The sequence below is a fragment of the Prochlorococcus sp. G4PB17 genome, assembly GCF_059772445.1.
Genome location: NZ_CM186288.1, coordinates 1,588,311 through 1,604,978, shown reverse-complemented (window position 1 = coordinate 1,604,978; position 16,668 = coordinate 1,588,311). Strand labels below are relative to the sequence as shown.

The 16,668-nt window shown below is 36.4% G+C and carries 20 protein-coding genes; 8 read left to right on the top strand and 12 right to left on the bottom strand.

Annotated elements, in window-relative coordinates; genetic code table 11:
- Positions 1-25: 25 nt before the first annotated feature.
- The 5 genes from AC6EJB_RS09165 to prfB form a co-directional block, all read right to left on the bottom strand.
- On the bottom strand, positions 26-622 hold the full coding sequence (locus AC6EJB_RS09165) for an anthranilate synthase component II (protein WP_498491135.1): 597 nt from the start codon (positions 620-622) through the stop codon (positions 26-28).
- Between the two features lie 13 nt (positions 623-635).
- On the bottom strand, positions 636-1,091 hold the full coding sequence (locus AC6EJB_RS09160) for a diacylglycerol kinase family protein (protein WP_498491133.1): 456 nt from the start codon (positions 1,089-1,091) through the stop codon (positions 636-638).
- 25 nt (positions 1,092-1,116) lie between these two features.
- The gene (gene ybeY / locus AC6EJB_RS09155) at positions 1,117-1,671 is read right to left on the bottom strand and encodes an rRNA maturation RNase YbeY (RefSeq protein WP_498491131.1); all 555 of its coding nucleotides are present in this window, start codon (positions 1,669-1,671) and stop codon (positions 1,117-1,119) included.
- A 7-nt stretch (positions 1,672-1,678) separates the two neighbouring features.
- On the bottom strand, positions 1,679-1,867 hold the full coding sequence (locus AC6EJB_RS09150) for a DUF3285 domain-containing protein (protein ID WP_498491130.1): 189 nt from the start codon (positions 1,865-1,867) through the stop codon (positions 1,679-1,681).
- 11 nt (positions 1,868-1,878) lie between these two features.
- Positions 1,879-2,989 (bottom strand): peptide chain release factor 2 gene (gene prfB, locus AC6EJB_RS09145; RefSeq protein ID WP_498493016.1). Its coding sequence is split into 2 segments (ribosomal slippage): positions 1,879-2,913 and positions 2,915-2,989, totalling 1,110 coding nucleotides; the frame shifts between segments, so codons are not numbered across the junction.
- 85 nt (positions 2,990-3,074) lie between these two features.
- On the opposite strand from prfB, the gene grxC reads away from it, so the two are divergent.
- On the top strand, positions 3,075-3,338 hold the full coding sequence (grxC, locus tag AC6EJB_RS09140; RefSeq protein ID WP_498493014.1) for a glutaredoxin 3: 264 nt from the start codon (positions 3,075-3,077) through the stop codon (positions 3,336-3,338).
- A gap of 3 nt (positions 3,339-3,341) precedes the next feature.
- A complete protein-coding gene (gshB, locus tag AC6EJB_RS09135; protein WP_498491129.1) occupies positions 3,342-4,271 on the top strand; it encodes a glutathione synthase in 930 nt (309 codons plus the stop codon).
- On the opposite strand, the gene AC6EJB_RS09130 is transcribed toward gshB, so the two are convergent.
- A complete protein-coding gene (locus tag AC6EJB_RS09130) occupies positions 4,249-5,649 on the bottom strand; it encodes an isochorismate synthase (protein ID WP_498491127.1) in 1,401 nt (466 codons plus the stop codon). The two genes, gshB and AC6EJB_RS09130, sit on opposite strands and share 23 nt — an antisense overlap.
- 99 nt (positions 5,650-5,748) lie before the next feature.
- Here AC6EJB_RS09130 and menA point away from each other — a divergent pair, with 99 nt between their 5' ends.
- The 3 genes from menA to AC6EJB_RS09115 are packed head-to-tail and all read left to right on the top strand — an operon-like array spanning position 5,749 to position 8,901.
- A complete protein-coding gene (gene menA / locus AC6EJB_RS09125) occupies positions 5,749-6,672 on the top strand; it encodes a 2-carboxy-1,4-naphthoquinone phytyltransferase (RefSeq protein WP_498491126.1) in 924 nt (307 codons plus the stop codon).
- Positions 6,673-6,691: 19 nt separating this feature from the next.
- Positions 6,692-7,669: an o-succinylbenzoate synthase gene (locus AC6EJB_RS09120; RefSeq protein ID WP_498491125.1), complete on the top strand. Its 978-nt coding sequence runs from the start codon at positions 6,692-6,694 to the stop codon at positions 7,667-7,669.
- Positions 7,666-8,901: an AMP-binding protein gene (locus AC6EJB_RS09115; protein WP_498491124.1), complete on the top strand. Its 1,236-nt coding sequence runs from the start codon at positions 7,666-7,668 to the stop codon at positions 8,899-8,901. Before AC6EJB_RS09120 ends, AC6EJB_RS09115 begins: the two co-directional genes overlap by 4 nt.
- On the opposite strand, the gene AC6EJB_RS09110 is transcribed toward AC6EJB_RS09115, so the two are convergent.
- Both AC6EJB_RS09110 and AC6EJB_RS09105 read right to left on the bottom strand, forming a co-directional pair.
- Entirely contained in the window at positions 8,898-9,350 is a 453-nt protein-coding gene (locus tag AC6EJB_RS09110; protein WP_498491122.1) for an acyl-CoA thioesterase, read from the bottom strand. The two genes, AC6EJB_RS09115 and AC6EJB_RS09110, sit on opposite strands and share 4 nt — an antisense overlap.
- 5 nt (positions 9,351-9,355) lie before the next feature.
- Positions 9,356-10,540 (bottom strand): NAD(P)H-quinone oxidoreductase subunit H, encoded by a 1,185-nt coding sequence (locus tag AC6EJB_RS09105; RefSeq protein ID WP_498491121.1) that lies wholly within the window; start codon positions 10,538-10,540, stop codon positions 9,356-9,358.
- A gap of 41 nt (positions 10,541-10,581) precedes the next feature.
- Here AC6EJB_RS09105 and rsmH point away from each other — a divergent pair, with 41 nt between their 5' ends.
- Positions 10,582-11,496 (top strand): 16S rRNA (cytosine(1402)-N(4))-methyltransferase RsmH, encoded by a 915-nt coding sequence (rsmH, locus tag AC6EJB_RS09100; protein ID WP_498491119.1) that lies wholly within the window; start codon positions 10,582-10,584, stop codon positions 11,494-11,496.
- 7 nt (positions 11,497-11,503) lie between these two features.
- Here the strand turns inward: rsmH and AC6EJB_RS09095 are convergent, their stop codons facing one another.
- Positions 11,504-12,652, bottom strand: a complete 1,149-nt coding sequence (locus AC6EJB_RS09095) for a cysteine desulfurase family protein (RefSeq protein WP_498491118.1) — start codon at positions 12,650-12,652, stop codon at positions 11,504-11,506.
- Positions 12,653-12,730: 78 nt separating this feature from the next.
- On the opposite strand from AC6EJB_RS09095, the gene AC6EJB_RS09090 reads away from it, so the two are divergent.
- The gene (locus AC6EJB_RS09090; protein ID WP_498491116.1) at positions 12,731-13,459 is read left to right on the top strand and encodes a response regulator transcription factor; all 729 of its coding nucleotides are present in this window, start codon (positions 12,731-12,733) and stop codon (positions 13,457-13,459) included.
- Positions 13,460-13,491: 32 nt separating this feature from the next.
- On the opposite strand, the gene bchM is transcribed toward AC6EJB_RS09090, so the two are convergent.
- Positions 13,492-14,193, bottom strand: coding sequence for a magnesium protoporphyrin IX methyltransferase (gene bchM / locus AC6EJB_RS09085; RefSeq protein WP_498491115.1), 702 nt, complete (start codon positions 14,191-14,193; stop codon positions 13,492-13,494).
- Positions 14,194-14,221: 28 nt separating this feature from the next.
- Complete coding sequence (locus AC6EJB_RS09080) at positions 14,222-15,382, bottom strand: N-acetylglucosamine-6-phosphate deacetylase (RefSeq protein ID WP_498491114.1); 1,161 nt, start codon at positions 15,380-15,382, stop codon at positions 14,222-14,224.
- A gap of 79 nt (positions 15,383-15,461) precedes the next feature.
- Between AC6EJB_RS09080 and purE the strand changes: the two genes are divergently transcribed.
- Positions 15,462-16,001, top strand: coding sequence for a 5-(carboxyamino)imidazole ribonucleotide mutase (gene purE / locus AC6EJB_RS09075; protein WP_498491113.1), 540 nt, complete (start codon positions 15,462-15,464; stop codon positions 15,999-16,001).
- Positions 16,002-16,025: 24 nt separating this feature from the next.
- Here the strand turns inward: purE and cysC are convergent, their stop codons facing one another.
- Positions 16,026-16,661 (bottom strand): adenylyl-sulfate kinase, encoded by a 636-nt coding sequence (cysC, locus tag AC6EJB_RS09070; protein WP_498491112.1) that lies wholly within the window; start codon positions 16,659-16,661, stop codon positions 16,026-16,028.
- Positions 16,662-16,668 lie beyond the last annotated feature (7 nt).

Sequence of the window (16,668 nt, the reverse complement as noted above, 5' to 3'; positions counted from 1 at the left end):
TAACGTCTATAGAGCTTGAAATAATCTAGGAAGCATCAGCTATTTTCAAGAAATTAGAGAGTAACTTATGACCAGATTCGGTCAATACACTTTCAGGATGAAACTGTACTCCATATATGTGCGGATAATCTTTATGAGTTATACCCATAATTGTTTCATCCTCTAACCAGGCTATAATCTCTAAGCATTCTGGGAACCCCTCTCGCTCCGCAATTAAGCTATGGTATCTAGTTGCTACTAATGGATTAGGCAAATCTTTAAATATTCCAGTACCTCTATGAAAAACATTAGATGTTTTACCGTGCATTAATTCTTTAGCTCGAATTATTTTCCCACCGAATGCTTGCGTAATGGCCTGATGACCCAGGCAGACACCAAGAGTTGGTATTTCAATTGATAACTCAGATAAAATATCCAAACAAACTCCAGATTGATAAGGATCCCCTGGGCCAGGAGATAACAAAATCGCATCAGGATTTAAATCTTTAATCTCACTAATCGTCAGAGCATCGTTACGTTCGACTCTTACTTCTGATGCAATAGAATGCTGAGAAGCTAATTCGCCCAAATATTGAACGAGGTTATAAGTGAAACTGTCATAATTGTCGATTACCAAAAACATAATTTTTAAACCATTAAATTCCTAACTGTTTAAGTAATGGAGGAAACAATAATAAAACAGCAATCAAAACAGAACTGATTGAAGCTACTAAAACTGCCCCAGCCGAACAATCTTTAGCGATTTGAGCGAGAGGGTGAAATCGTTTCCCAATAGCCAAATCAACAACAGACTCAATCGCGGTATTAAGCAATTCAACTACTAACACACTAGTGGCTGTAAGGGCCATTATTGCTAAATCACTTTTATTAAGGCCTAAAAAAAAGCTTAAACCAAACGCACCCAATGCAAAACCAACATGAATCCGGAAATTTCTTTGAGTCGAAAAAGCATATCTTAAACCTTTAGCTGCATATAAAAAGCTTGTTGGTAGGTCTTTAGCTATCTTCCACGATGACCTTTTCGATCTTTGAAGAGTTTTAGACATCTCCCTAACTTCTCTCTCAGAGTCATTGGATATCTCAGGAAACATATTTGTGAATCTTCAACTCTTTATTTTAAAGAATACCTCTTATATCAAGAAGTTGCTCTTGAATCAAAAGCATTTTATTAAGGCTCTCTTCATCACTATGGTCCCAACCCAAAAGGTGTAAGAGACCATGAGAAGCAAGCCATCTCAATTCTCTAAATAAATCAGCATTATTATCTTTGGCTTGCCTGATTGCTGTCGGGATAGAGATAACTATGTCACCCAATTCGATAAATTCATTACTTACACCAAAAAATGTCTCATCCATTATTGGAAATGACAGCACATCGGTACTTTTTGATTGCCCGAGCCAAGCATAATTCAAATCAAGCATTTTCTTATCATTAGTTAATTCCAACCCCAAGCTAAATTTAGACGCATTTTGGACTATTTCCGGACACTTAAATGCTGAATTTACTTGTATGAATCTAATCCAGCGTCCAATCTCTTCAATCCATTGACTTGGATTTTTCATCAACTCCAAAGACTCACTGTTCACAAAGACATCTAAATCTTGAACCGGGAAGGGTGTAAAAGAAAGATCAACATCTAATTTAGAAGAGCTAGTGGGAAAATTCTCCATAAAGTTATTAAGGGATATGAGGTTTTCCAAGAACAGCAACTAAAAGAATAAATCCAAGGAAACCCAAAGCTGTTAACCCAAAGTGAGAAAGGCTTTGACTACCTTTCCGAACCATATTTTTCATCGCAAGTTTGACAAAACTTGGAGATGGAGTTGCTTTCTTGGTAACTTCATCAGAAATAATTTTATTTGTCATATCTCATTGATTTATGGTTCTTCAATATTTTGCCTTAAAAGAGACTGAATAAAAATATCTATTTCCCCATTCATTACTGAATCTACATCTGTTGTCTCTTGTTCAGTACGTAAATCCTTTACCATTTGATACGGGTGAAACACATAATTTCTAATTTGATTGCCCCAAGCAGCTTCAACAATATCCCCTCGAATATCTGCAATCTCAGCTGCTCTTTGTTCTACTGCTATTACCATTAATTTTGATTTTAGTAGAGCCATTGCTTTGTCTTTATTTTGAAGCTGAGATCTTTCTTGTGTACATCGAACGGCAATACCTGTAGGCACATGAAGAATCCGAACTGCAGTCTCCACTTTATTTACATTTTGTCCTCCTGCCCCACCTGAGCGACTTGTCGTGATTTCTAAATCTTTTTCGGGGATTTCAAGTTCAACCTCTTCATCAAGTTTAGGCATAACTTCAACTCCAGCAAAACTGGTTTGTCGCTTTCCATTTGCATTGAAAGGTGAAATTCTGACTAAACGATGGGTCCCTTTTTCATTTTGTAAAAAACCATATGCGTATAAACCTTCTATTTCGATGGTGACACTTTTGATTCCCGCTTCCTCTCCTTCAGAAAGTTCATTAATAATTACTTTCATACCATTGTTTTCAGCCCAACGGGTATACATCCTTAGAAGCATTTGTGCCCAATCTTGCGCATCAGTTCCTCCTGCACCAGCATTAATAGAGAGAACTGCACCTTCCTTATCATAGGTGCCACTCAAGAGTCGCTCCATCTCCCAACGTTCAAGTTCTTGCTTTAATTTCTCAAGTCCATGGTTAGCCTCCGCAAGCATTTCTTCGTCAGCGTCTAACTCATAAAGTTCTAACGAAAGATTTGCGTCCTCAATAGCAACTCTCCATGTGATGAGCTTTTCTAACTCTGCTTTAACCTCATCAAGTTGACGCATCTGTTTTTGTGCATTTTTGGGATCGTTCCAAAATTCAGGTTGTGATGCAACTTGCTCTAAGTCCTTTTTTTTAGCTAGCAATGCAGGTTCGTCAAAGACAATCCTGGGCAGTACCCAGGCGAGCAGTCAATAAAGAAAGGTCTCTTTTAAAATCAGTCAGGTCTTGCAAACGAGGTAATAGAATTAATACATTAAAAGCTATCAGCATATCAACCCAAAAACTATAAATGAACAGATCAATTCACGATTCAGGCATTACTACAGTGGAAATATACACTTGGAGATTTTGCCCATTTTGCCTACGTGCAAAAGCACTACTAAATGAAAAAGGAGTCCAATTCAAAGAATATTCTATTGATGGAGACAATGATGCAAGAACAAAAATGTCAGAAAGAGCAGGAGGTCGCAGAACTGTTCCACAAATTTTTATTAATGGAGAAAGTATTGGAGGTTGCGACGAGCTCTATGAACTAGAGAGTAATAACGAACTAAATGAACTAATTGGAATTAAAAATTGATTCATGAAGCAACTATTTGTTATAGATCCAATTGAAAATATTAATCCCAATAAGGATTCATCAGCAGCACTTATGCAAGCCGCATCTAGAGCTAAAATAGATGTTTGGATTTGTACTCCTTCTGACCTGCAAGCCAGAGGGGACGATGCATGGGTTGTTTCTAACAAAGTCAATTGTGAACCATGGATCAATGTCCATTCATCTCAAAGCCTTCCTTTAAGAGATTTCTCATGCATTTGGATGCGCAAAGATCCACCTGTTGATGAGGCTTTTTTATATGCAACTCATTTATTAGAAGTTGCAGAAAGAGATGGTGTCAATGTAATTAACAAGCCTGCATCACTTCGAGCTTGGAATGAAAAGTTAGGAGCTTTAAGATTTAGTGATTTAATGGCTCCCACTCTTGTCGCGAGTAGAGTGGAGCAATTAATAACTTTTGCAAAAGAGTACGGAGAAGTTGTTTTGAAGCCACTTGGAGGGAAAGGTGGGCAAGGGGTCATACGAATTGCAAAAGACGCTCCAGGCTTAGAAGCATTACTCGAACTGGTTACTTCACAAGAACATTTACCAGTTATGATGCAACAATTTTTACCAGAAGTAATAAATGGTGATAAAAGAATCCTTTTGGTTAATGGAGAGCCATTAGGTGCAATTAATAGACGTCCAAAAAAAGGAGACTTCAGAAGCAATCTCGCTTTAGGTGGAAAAGCGGAGATAACTAAATTAACTCCTAAAGAAATAAAGATCTGCGATCAAATAAAGCCTTCTTTACAAGATGAAGGGCTCTTTTTTGTTGGTATAGATGTTATTGGAGGAATGCTAAGTGAGATTAATGTTACGAGTCCAACTGGTATTAGAGAAGTAGAAAACCTAATGAATGTTCCATTAGCAGATCAAGTGATTGGTTATCTCATAGATCATTTGAACAATTAACCCTATCTAAGTTTAATTGATTTCTTAAAACTTCAAATTTCAAAGCCACCTCTTGCATTTCTCCCTCAACAGTTGAGCCTTTCACTAGGCCAGCACCCGCAAACAATTTAAGTTCACAGCCTCTCACATGTCCATAACGAATGGCCACCCTAAATTCTGAATTTTGTTTTTTATCTACCCATCCAATTGGAGAAGCATATGTTTGACGCTCAAATGGTTCTAAAGCTCTCAACCAACTTAAAGATTTACTCAGAGGCAATCCAGCAACTGCAGGAGTTGGATGAAGAGCCTCAACTAAGTCAAGAGGAGATTTTTCGTTAACACACGCTTGAATAAGAGTATGCAAATGAATTAAATGGCCTTGAGTCATTAATTTTGGTTGAGGTGAATGAGTTGCTTTAATACCTTTTTTTAATAGTTGTTCGACAATCGAGTTAACTACAAAATGGTGTTCTCTTAAATCTTTAGAAGATGCAAGTAATTCTTTTCCATCATCACCTTTTTTTGCAGTACCAGCCAAAGCATCGATTAGTAACTGATTTTGATTAAGGCTTATCAATCTTTCAGGCGATGCACCAAAAAAGGACTCATCATAATTTTTTTGCCATAGGAATCGACAACTATTAGTTTGCTGAACTCTTAGGCGAGCAAGTAAGTTAAGCGGATCTAATGGTTTTTCAAGGGAAAGGCGTTGTCTCGTAGCCAATACAAGCTTATCCAAATCACCTGAATTGATTAATTCGATCCCTCTGGCCAAAGCATCTCGATATTGAGATTTCCAATCATTAGAAAAATTATCGACTAAGAAATTTTCTTTTACATCATGGCAAATTCGGACTGGTGATCTGTTTATCTTTTCTCGAATTGACCATAATCTTTCTACGGATTCACGAACATCTGAATGATTTTGGGCAACTGAATTTAAACGTAACCATGTCAATCCATCTTTTGCAGTTAATTGCCACTTAGGCAAAACAGCCTGCAGAGAAAATTTATCATCTATTGATTTTTCATTACTCGTAATTTGATCAAAAAAAGAAAATGAAAATAGAATCCTTGATGCTGAGAATGCTGGGCTTGGAGATGTATCTATCAATCGAGTAAAAATCTCATCACTAAACCTTTGTGCATTTTCAAACCTCTTTGGTCCAGATAAATCCAAAGATTGACAATGTCCTCCGGCAGAAATGCATAATCCGGGAGAAAGATCCCAAAGAAATCTAAACTGATGTTTTTCAGTAATTAAGGGTAATGTCGTTAAAGGGTCTGTTTGACTTACAGGAACAGAAATGCTCAAGATACATTCATCAACTTTTCGTTCACTCCATTTGCAAAGAGAACTAACTAAAAGCTCACTAAAGACAGGTTCTAAATTCATAACCAATTAGAGCCTTTAGACATAAATAAACCAATACATGAACTGCTGCCTAGTCTTAAGAAAGAAACCAAGAAACAAACAGAGCAGGTTATTTTATCAGTGAAGTCTTCTACAACTGAAAGGAAACATCTTTGGCAAGCGGCAATTAAGTGGCCATTGTATTCAGTCGCAATAATGCCAGTGATTTTATCTGCAGGATGGGAGCTAGGGAATAATGGCAATATTCGTCTAGGACAATTCATCGGTTTTCTAATTGCCTCTGTCCTGATTTTGCTGTGGGAAAACCTTACCAATGATCTGTTTGACGATGAAACGGGCGTTGACAAATACAAATTCCACTCGATAGTCGCTTTAACAGGTAATAAAACCACTGTAAGTCGAGTTGCATATTTTTCTCTTTTATTAGGTTTATTTATCATATTTATCCTTGCTCTAAAAAGTAAAATAACAGTTCTTTTCTTGGTCTTAATTTGTTGTTTCCTTGGATATTTATACCAAGGACCACCCTTTAGACTGGGGTATAAGGGATTGGGTGAGCCCCTATGCTGGATTGCCTTTGGCCCTCTTGCGACAGCTGCAGGACTAATTGTTATTTCTCCACAATCTAATATTCATGCCATCCCCTGGGGAACAGCACTGATGATTGGAGCAGGTCCAGCGATGGCGACAACTTTGGTTCTGTTCTGTTCGCATTTTCATCAAATAAACCAAGATGCTGCAGTCGGTAAAAATTCACCTTTAGTTGTTTTAGGCACTCATAAAGCGGCAGAATTCTTACCGTGGGTGGTTGGTCTAATATTTTTATTAGAATTATTGCCAATCATGATTGGAATATGGCCAATAACGACTCTTATATGTTTAATTAGCCTTCCTTCAGGTCTAGCTCTTATCAAATTAATTAAAAGACATCACAATCAACCAGCGCTTATTAAAAACAGTAAGTTTTTAGCTTTACGCTTTCAGACAATTAATGGTTTATGCTTGAGTATAGGTTTTGCTATATCCTCATTTTCTTATAATTAATTTTTAATTTTGTTGAATCATGAAATTAATAATTAATATCAAGCCATTTTCATTTCAACTAACAAGAAAGTTAATCACCTCACAAAGAATTATTCATAAAAAAGTAGGTTTATTGTTGCAAATAAAAGACTCAGATGGTAATTGTGGATGGGGCGAAGTATCACCTCTTGAGAAAAATGAATTAAAAAAAAGTATCGAAAGTCTTGATTTTATTGGGAGACAAACTACAAAGGATTCAATAGAAAATTATCTATACGAATTACAAGGACAAGGAGCACTTACTTTCGGATTGGGAGCCTCCTTAGCCGATTTGGAAAATTCAACTATAAGAAAGCTAGATTTTGAAGGATTTGACATCACAAAATCAGCTTATCTTTTGCCTTCAGATAAAGATCCTTTAGAGTCAATAGTTAACTATATAGATAGATCAAATGAAAAGAAAAGTTCATATACAATAAAATGGAAAGTATCTAACCAAGAAAATAACTTTAAGGAAGAGAAAATATTACAAAAAATCTTAGATATTCTCCCGAAAAATTTTAAACTTAGAATTGATCCAAATGGAGGATGGAGTCGTCAACAAGCACAAGAATGGAGTAACGAACTCAAAAACGAACCTCGTTTGGAATGGATTGAACAGCCACTTCCATCAAAAGATATTGAAGGTTTATTTTCATTAGCCAATCAAATTCCAATCGCACTAGATGAATCTTTGGTTGATTTTCCATATTTACGAAAAACATGGAAAAGTTGGCAAATACGTCGCCCTGCATTAGATGGTGATCCTAGATTACTTTTAAAAGAAATAGAACAAGAAGATAGTCAAACAGTCATAAGCACAGCTTTTGAAACTGGTATTGGGAAAAGATGGATTAATCACCTCGCTGCCAGGCAAGTCAAAGGGGTAAATCCTTGTGCACCTGGACTTGCACCTGGATGGTGCCCCAAAGGCCCACTCTTTAGCAACAATCCAAAATTAGTCTGGGAAGCCGCATGAGCAAAATTACAGTTGTAAAATGTATTCCTGAAAAAAATCTAGAATGTTCAAAAGAAATTTTGAAGAATTTTGAAAAGCACAACTGGGTATATCTAGCACCTCCAAAAGATCAAATAAAAATCTCCACATCGTCAACTTTACCTGATGGAAAAGGAATAATCATTTCAAGCGGTGGTAGCATCCGAGGACCAAATCTTTGTTTACAGTCAATTAAAAATCTGACTAATTCGGCTTTAGCAACCGGAAAGTGGTTAAAGAATCAGGGCCTTAAGCCAAATGAGTGCATCATTCTCAATTCACTACCGTTACATCATATAAGTGGCTTCATGCCTTGGTGGAGACATCACACATGGCGATCAGAATATCACTGGATTTCACGTTCTTTAATGCATAAGCCACTTCAACTTAGACGGTTTAGTGAAAAACTAACTAATAAATATAGACGTCCATTGATTACATCCCTAGTGCCAACTCAACTATTATCTTTGATTGACAATCCTGATGGCTTAAAATGGCTTCAATCTCTAGCTATAATCTGGGTTGGAGGAGCTATGATCCCCACAGATCTTGCTGACAAAGCACGAAGAAGATCTATTAATTTAGCTCCTTGTTATGGAGCTACCGAAACTGTCGCAATGGTGACTTGCCTGAGTCCAAAAGATTTTTTAAAAGGAAATAATAGTGTTGGGTTCCCTCTCGAAGATGTTGAGATTGAAATCAACAAAAGCAATTTACTTAAGATTAAAACTAGTAGGATTGCAACTTCAAAATGGAGGAATGATAAATTCGAATCAATTACAGATACAAATGGATGGTGGGAAGCAGGCGATTTAGCGCAATACATCACTCTCGACAATAAAAAAGCGATAAAAATCCTAGGCAGAAGAGATTCAGCTATAAATTCAGGTGGTGAAACGATTTTCCCAGAAGATATCGAAATGGAATTAATGAAAATAATCTCGAAAAATCAAATCCCAATTCAAGACATTTTTGTACTAGGAGTTAGTGATAAGAAATGGGGACAACGTTTAGTTACCTTAATAAAATTCAAAGAGAAAAGAATCAACATATATGCAATCATCTCACTTCTGACCAATCTCATTGAAGACTGGCAACCATCCAAAAAACCAATGCATTGGTACGATTGTCCAGAACTTTCAAGAAATAGCAATAAAAAATGGGAAATAAAAAAATGGCAAGATTGGATAGCCTTTAATAGACCTATTAACTAAAAATTCAAACTTGATTCATGAAGCCACAAATTTATTTGCTTAGAAAATACACATTTATCTCTTGTAATCGGATTTATCGATACATGTTTTATATTTGTCGTGCCGATTTCCTCACCATTTTTTTTAAATTTAAATCGAAGTACAAATGAAAACTCATTTATCTTCTCTGGATATAGTTCAATATTGATAGTATCTCCAACATAAAGTGGTTGAAAATAATTTGCTTCGCAATGAACAACTGGTAAAGCTACATCCAATTGCCTCGTATTGATTTGGTTTGTAGGAAAAATTTCTTGTAAAAGTATTCCATATTTTTCTAGACTTTCTTCCCAAGTTTCATGACACCATCTGAATAATTCAAGAAAATGCACCACGCCAGCAGCATCAGTCTCACCAAAACGAACTGTTCGTTTCAAACATAACCATTCTCTAGGATTACGCTTTTCCAAAAAACCTATCTATCAACAGAACCCATGATCACATCAATAGAACCTAATATAGCCATTATATCAGCGACCTTAGCTCCCTTAAGTATGTGAGGAAGTATCTGCAAATTATTAGAATCAGCTGCTCTAATTTTAAACCGCCAAGGAGTTACATCATTATTACCTTGAATAAATACTCCAATCTCTCCTTTCCCAGACTCAAGGCGTGTATATAATTCACCATTAGGAATCTTAAAAGTAGGTGCAACTTTCTTAGCTACATATTGATAATCAAAGCCTGACATATCACCTTTTTTTCCTTCAAGTGTCCTTTTTGCCTCAAGATTTTCTGTTGCCCCCCCAGGAATCATCTCACAAGCTTGTCGTAAAATTTTTAATGACTGTCTCATTTCTTCAATACGAACTCTATATCTTGCATAACAATCCCCCTCTTTCTCCCATGCAATATCCCATTCGAAATCGTCATAACATTCATAATGATCTACCTTTCTCAAATCCCATGGGACACCTGCAGCCCGAAGCATGGGGCCAGAAAGACTCCAATTAATCGCTTGCTCTTTTCCTATGACTCCTAAACCTTCTATACGTCTACGAAAGATAGGGTTATTAGTTATCAATTTTTCATACTCATCAATTTTTGGACCAAACCAATCACAAAAATCTTTGCATTTTTCTAACCAGCCCCAAGGTAAATCACATGCAACGCCACCAATACGAAAATAATTGTTATTAATCAATCTTTGACCGGTTGCAGCCTCCCATAAATCATAAATCATCTCTCTTTCTCTAAAAATATAGAAGAAAGGAGTTTGAGCCCCAACATCTGCCAAAAATGGGCCTAACCATAGCAAATGGTTAGCGATCCTATTCAACTCAAGCATTATAACTCTGATATAACTTGCTCTCTTAGGTACCTTTATATTTGCTAAACGCTCAGGGGCATTAACAACAATGGCTTCATAAAACATACCAGCCGCATAATCCATGCGACTCACGTAAGGAACAAACATGACGTTTGTTCTATTCTCAGCAATTTTCTCCATCCCTCTGTGCAAGTAACCAATAACTGGTTCACAATCAACAACATCCTCTCCATCAAGGGTCACGACCAACCGCAATACCCCATGCATTGATGGATGATGTGGCCCAAAGTTGACCACCATTGGCTCCGTACGCGTTTCAAGCTGCGTCATTGGGCCCAACCAAAGCAATGTCTAAATACTAGTAAAAACTTATGAAAGAAGGGCCAATTAGTTCAAGTTCTAACTTTAATCATGTCCCAATAATGGGGAAAGAAATAATTCAATCCTTAAGGGAATTACCCAGTGAATTAACAAAACAGGGATTAATTGTTGATGCCACTATTGGAGGCGGGGGTCATTCAGCTCAAATACTAGAGAATTTCCCAGGAATCAAAATTATTGGACTTGATCAAGATCCAATAGCTAGAGAAGCAGCATCGAAAAGATTAATAAAGTTCGGAACAAGAATAGAAATAATCTCTACAAACTTCGCAGAGTTTTCACTTAACGAACAAGCCATTTGCATCTTAGCGGATCTTGGAGTTAGTAGTCATCAACTTGATGAGCCTTCAAGAGGTTTTAGCTTTCGTTTAGATGGTCCGGTAGATATGAGAATGAATCCTGAGAAAGGTCTAAGTGCAGCAGAACTTATTGACACTTTATCTGAAAAGGATTTAGCAGATTTAATATACAACTTAGGAGAAGAAAAACGTTCTAGACGTATTGCAAGAAGAATCAAAAATGATCTTGCAGAAAATGGAGCATACAGTGGAACTCAAGCTCTTTCTTATGCAATTGCTGGTTGTTTTCCACCTAAGCAGAGACATGGTAGAATTCATCCTTCTACTAGAACTTTTCAGGCTTTAAGGATAGCTGTTAATAATGAATTGGAATCGCTGGATAGCTTATTAGAAAAAGCTCCAAACTGGTTGTTAGAAGATGGACTATTTATGGTAATGAGTTTTCATTCACTAGAAGACAAAAGAGTCAAATCGAGCTTTAAAACTGACAATAGATTAAAAGTACTATCTAAAAAGCCATTGAGAGCAAGCCCTCAAGAGATAGAATTAAATCCAAGAAGTAAAAGTGCAAAGTTAAGAATTTCTGCAAAGAAATTCTTAAAATAAAGAGAACTTATTTTCTAAGATTAATCACTATATTTGTAATAATCTCAATAGCCTCTTTGATATCTTTCTCAGTGGTGTTTCTTCCAATACTCATCCTTATTGATGCTTCAGCATCTTTTTTACAGAGCCCAATCTCCTTCAGGACATGAGAAGCTTCACCATTACTGCAAGCTGAACCACTAGTACAAAAAATAAACCTTCTTAATTGACCATGTAATTGACTTCCCTGCACACCAGGGAAAGTGATATTGAGATTATGAGGCAATCTTTGGACGATAGATCCATTAACAATCAATCCAGAAATATTCTTTTTTAATCCGCTCAACAATAAGTTTCTAAAAAATAAAAGTCTCTTATTTCTTTTATCCTGATCATTTTTTGTGATTTCGACTGCCTTTGCAAAGCCAACAATTAAAGGTACAGGGAGCGTGCCAGATCTTAATCCAAGCTCCTGACCTCCTCCATATTGAGATGGTTCAAGAGGGAATCCTTTCCTCATCACCAAAGCTCCAATACCTTTAGGGCCATAGATTTTGTGAGCACTCAAGCTCATCAAATCAATGCAGAATTTATCGGGGTCTAAATCTAAGTATCCCAAGGCTTGAGCGGCATCAGTGTGAAAAGCGATTCCCTTTCTCTTACAAAAAGACCCAATTTCAGCAATAGGTTGCAAAACCCCTATCTCATTATTTGCAGCCATGACGCTAACCAAAAAAGTATCTTTTTCTATAGCTTCAGAAAGTTGTTGAATATTGATCAAACCATCTTTATTAGGTTGTAATTCTGACAAACGGAACCCTTCTTTTTGAAGCTGCCTAAGCGGATCAAGAACTGCATGATGTTCAGTTGAAACGGTAATTATGTGTCCACGTTTTCCAATGAGTTGTGCTTTGGCTCTTGCATGTCCAACTAAACCCAAATTATTCGCTTCTGTTGCCCCACTCGTGAAAATTACTCTTTTAGGCTCGATATTCAAATATGAAGCTATTTTTTCACGCGATACTTCTACAGCAGCTGAAGCAAAAACACCGAATCGATTATTCGTACTAGAGGGATTACCCCACAACTCATTCCAATAAGGAGCCATCTCCTCAACGACCTTCGTACAACATGGTGTTGAGGACTGAAAATCAAAAATTAGATGATTATTATCCATTTATTCATTAGTTAAGCTAAATAATAGAGAGGAATAAAGGTTAATATCATCTTTATAAGCTCTAGAAGTTCAATTTTTATGAGTGACCCAAATACATCAACACAAGAAGTCTCTCAGATTCCAAGGATATTACTTGTCGATGACGAGCCTGGTTTAAGAACTGCAGTTCAGGCTTATCTTGAAGATGAAGGATTTCAAGTTACAACCGCTGTAGATGGAGAAGAGGGATGGGAAAAAGCTCAAAAAATGATTCCTGACGTAATTATCAGTGACGTCATGATGCCTAGATGTGATGGTTATGGGCTTTTAAAAAAAATTAGAGAAGATGAAAGACTTGGAGGTACACCTGTCATTTTCCTTACTGCCAAGGGTATGACTGCTGATAGAACTCAAGGGTATCAAGCAGGTGTGGACGACTACATGCCAAAACCATTTGATCCCGATGAGCTAGTTGCAAGAGTTAAGAATGTAGTTCAGAGGCAAGAGAGATTATTAACTGAAGCAGCAAGATTTGCGAACGCTGATGTTGGCCAAATGGCAAAACAAATTACAGAAATCAAATCAATGCTTAGCCATGGGGATAAAAATAACTCACGGAAAGATGATTCGATTCCTAATTTCACCCCAAGAGAGGCAAGCGTTTTGCAACTAGTAGCGGAGGGTTTAATGAATAAAGAAATTGCAAGACAACTAGAGACTTCTATCCGCAATGTAGAGAAATATGTTAGCCGATTATTTATTAAAACCGGTACTTCTAGTAGAACCGAATTAGTTAGATATGCACTTGAAAATCATTTGGTTACCTAAATGTGTTTTTAAAAAATAAAAATTTCAGTTCTCTAGGATTTCACAAATTCTATTAATTTCGAGAAATAGAAAGGAGCTTGATTCAACTTACTTTTGACAACTTTAAAGCCAGATTGCTTTGCAGCTTCGATAATTCCGTTCTCCCTTAATGTATAGGCCCGAGTAGTTTTACTTGGTCCAGGGAATAGTTGACCGATACCTTTCAAAAGGGCTAGTAAAGGAGTATAAGGCGCAAAGCTAACAATTAATCTCTCATCAGATAATTGACAGAGATGTTTCACCATTGCCTCAGCCTCCTGTTGAGGGTAGTGAATGAAAACATCCAAGCAAATAACTGTATTAAATGAACCTTTTAAATTTTCTAAATCAGATGTTCTAAAAGTCAACTTATTCAAGTCCAAACCTGCTTCCTTTGCCCTGTTTTTTGTCTCATTTATCATCGCTTCAGAAATATCACTCAAATGAATCGATTTAGCACCCAATTTTGCCAATGGAATACTTAAACTCCCAACACCGCAGCCAGCATCACAAAAACTTTTGTCCTGGATATTGTCATACTCTTTCAACCAACTAATTACATCATCAACTGTCTTTTGGTGACCTATCCTTATATTTTTTTGCACTTTATTTACATCATCACTTTCGCTATAAATTCGATTCCATCTATCAAACCCAGTCCCATTAAAATATTCCGTGACTTCAGCCTTTTCGTTGTTCTCAATTTGCGTTGTCATTTAATCAGATAATTACCTCATACCAATCTTACGCAGCCAAATGCCAAGACAACTGTTGATTACAAGAATTCATTTTCCATCGAAGTAAAGACTGAATATTTTTTCCAATAAAAAAAGATTTTGATGTCATTTTGTTCTGACTTAATACCATGCGTGGAGCAAGTGTTCCCATCCAAATAGCAGCAGAAGGGTCATTAATCCATTTAGCTATTTTTTTGCATGCATCTAGTAAAGGCAAAGTGGATCCTGCAATTGTTTCATTTGGAAGTCTGCATAAACCATTTTCTACTGTTATCAAACGTTTGTCCCAATTAAACGATCCATCTCCTAAACCATATGCTGATATTGCATCACTAACTAAGACAATTTGCTTTGGTGCAAGTATCTTTAAAAGCCTAATCATATCTGCATGAACATGAATACCATCAGCAATCAATCCTAGGAAGACATCGTCTCTTCTTGTAGCCGCTCCGATAGGTCCAATAGCTCGATGATGTAAACCTTTCATTGCATTAAAAGTATGTGTAACCATGGTCACTCCATTATTAAAAGCATGAATCGCCGCATCAAAATCAGCTGAAGAATGTCCCAGTGAGACCACGATATTTAATTCTCTTAAACGAGAAATAACATCAAAAGAACCTTTTAATTCTGGAGCCAATGTCATTAATGCTATTTCGTCTTCAAATCCACTTATTCTCTCATTTAAAGCAGAAATACTTGGCTTACAAATATTTTCTATATCATGTGCTCCAGAATATGATTCGCATAAAAAAGGTCCTTCCATATGAGCACCAAGAAGTCGACATCTATTTTTAGCAGTATGTTTTTTAGCTTCCTTTAAGACCTTCATTCCTAATTGGAATTGATCTCGAGAACAACTAACAAAAGTTGGGCAAATTCCTTCCACTCCATCAAGCCAAAGTCGATCAAGCAATGTTAATAATTTAGGTATTTTATTAAAAGTTAAATCTGTAAATGAGATCCCTAAACCTCCATTTATTTGAAGATCAATCGCTCTAGGACTTAGCCAATCACCACACCAATCTTCGTCATAAATTGATTTTCTAGTGGAACTTTTATCAATCGAGAGAATAATTCCATATTCATCTAAAACCAGTGAGAATAAACTATTTTCATCTTCACTTTTATCTGGTTGAGGTAATTTAATGTTTATAATTTTTCTCATTTCTTAAAAACTAAAAATAATTAATGCAGGATTCATAAATAATTGGCATTATTAAGAATGAAATTTATAAAATAGAGAATTGTCTTTAACCGAAGCTAATACATTTAAGGAAGTGGCAGTAGTAATGGGTAGTGATTCAGATCTTAAAACTCTTCAGCCTGCGGTTGCAATTCTAGATCAATTTGGCATATCTAATGAGGTAAGGATCTTATCTGCTCATAGAACTCCAAAAGAAATGATGGATTTTGCTCAAATGGCAGAATCCAATGGCTTTGGAGTCATAATTGCGGGAGCTGGAGGGGCTGCTCATTTACCTGGAATGATCGCATCGCTTACGACCCTTCCAGTGATAGGAGTTCCCGTCAAAAGCAAGGCGCTTTCAGGAGTAGATTCTATGTATTCAATATTGCAAATGCCCTCAGGAATTCCAGTGGCAACAGTTGCCATTGAAGGAGGCCTAAATGCTGGCCTTTTAGCTACTCAAATTTTGGCAATTAACAATACCGAATTAACAAATAAATTAAAAATCTATAGATCTGAGCTTCACGACCTTGTCGCAAAAAAAGATCAAAGACTTAAAGAGATTGGAGCTAAAATTTATCTAGAGAAAATGTCATGAACGTGAAATTCATTACTAAATTTACTAAGAAATTTTTGAAATAATCTTTTTCTTCACAAGCAAGTTAGTAACTATTTCTACACATTTATCAATCTCTAGATTTCCAGTATCTATTTTCAATTCTGGAGACTGAGGATCTTCATAAGGACTTGAGATTCCAGTGAAATCCTTGATGTCTCCATTTCTTGCCTTGGCATAAAGTCCTTTTGTATCTCTTGTTTCACAAACCCCTAAATCAGCTGCACAATATATTTCTATAAAATCATTTTCTCCAACTAATGATCTTGCATTATCTCGATCGGCTCTAAATGGTGATACGAATGCAGTTAAAACAATTATTCCAGCGTCAAGAAACAATTTAGAGACTTCGCCAATTCTTCTAATATTTTCTTCTCTATCAAGATCAGAAAAACCTAAGTCTTTGCATAAACCATGTCTGATGTTGTCACCATCTAAAACATAAGTTGAATAACCATTTTTGTATAGAGCTACATTTACTGCATTAGCTAGCGTGCTTTTCCCTGAACCAGATAGACCTGTAAACCAAAGTATGGCACTGCGATGTCCTCTTTGCTGAGATCTAGCTTCTCTATTAACTGAAGATTGATGCCACACTATATTAGTGGCTTTAGATAGAGGACTTTGAGAGTTTTTTTCCATAGATTCA

Coding starts and splice junctions, on each gene's coding strand:
- AC6EJB_RS09165 (WP_498491135.1), bottom strand. CDS start 622: ATGTTTTTGGTAATCGACAATTATGACAGTTTCACTTATAACCTCGTT.
- AC6EJB_RS09160 (WP_498491133.1), bottom strand. CDS start 1,091: ATGTTTCCTGAGATATCCAATGACTCTGAGAGAGAAGTTAGGGAGATG.
- ybeY (WP_498491131.1), bottom strand. CDS start 1,671: ATGGAGAATTTTCCCACTAGCTCTTCTAAATTAGATGTTGATCTTTCT.
- AC6EJB_RS09150 (WP_498491130.1), bottom strand. CDS start 1,867: ATGACAAATAAAATTATTTCTGATGAAGTTACCAAGAAAGCAACTCCA.
- gshB (WP_498491129.1), top strand. CDS start 3,342: ATGAAGCAACTATTTGTTATAGATCCAATTGAAAATATTAATCCCAAT.
- AC6EJB_RS09130 (WP_498491127.1), bottom strand. CDS start 5,649: ATGAATTTAGAACCTGTCTTTAGTGAGCTTTTAGTTAGTTCTCTTTGC.
- AC6EJB_RS09120 (WP_498491125.1), top strand. CDS start 6,692: ATGAAATTAATAATTAATATCAAGCCATTTTCATTTCAACTAACAAGA.
- AC6EJB_RS09115 (WP_498491124.1), top strand. CDS start 7,666: ATGAGCAAAATTACAGTTGTAAAATGTATTCCTGAAAAAAATCTAGAA.
- AC6EJB_RS09105 (WP_498491121.1), bottom strand. CDS start 10,540: ATGACGCAGCTTGAAACGCGTACGGAGCCAATGGTGGTCAACTTTGGG.
- rsmH (WP_498491119.1), top strand. CDS start 10,582: ATGAAAGAAGGGCCAATTAGTTCAAGTTCTAACTTTAATCATGTCCCA.
- AC6EJB_RS09095 (WP_498491118.1), bottom strand. CDS start 12,652: ATGGATAATAATCATCTAATTTTTGATTTTCAGTCCTCAACACCATGT.
- AC6EJB_RS09090 (WP_498491116.1), top strand. CDS start 12,731: ATGAGTGACCCAAATACATCAACACAAGAAGTCTCTCAGATTCCAAGG.
- bchM (WP_498491115.1), bottom strand. CDS start 14,193: ATGACAACGCAAATTGAGAACAACGAAAAGGCTGAAGTCACGGAATAT.
- AC6EJB_RS09080 (WP_498491114.1), bottom strand. CDS start 15,382: ATGAGAAAAATTATAAACATTAAATTACCTCAACCAGATAAAAGTGAA.
- cysC (WP_498491112.1), bottom strand. CDS start 16,661: ATGGAAAAAAACTCTCAAAGTCCTCTATCTAAAGCCACTAATATAGTG.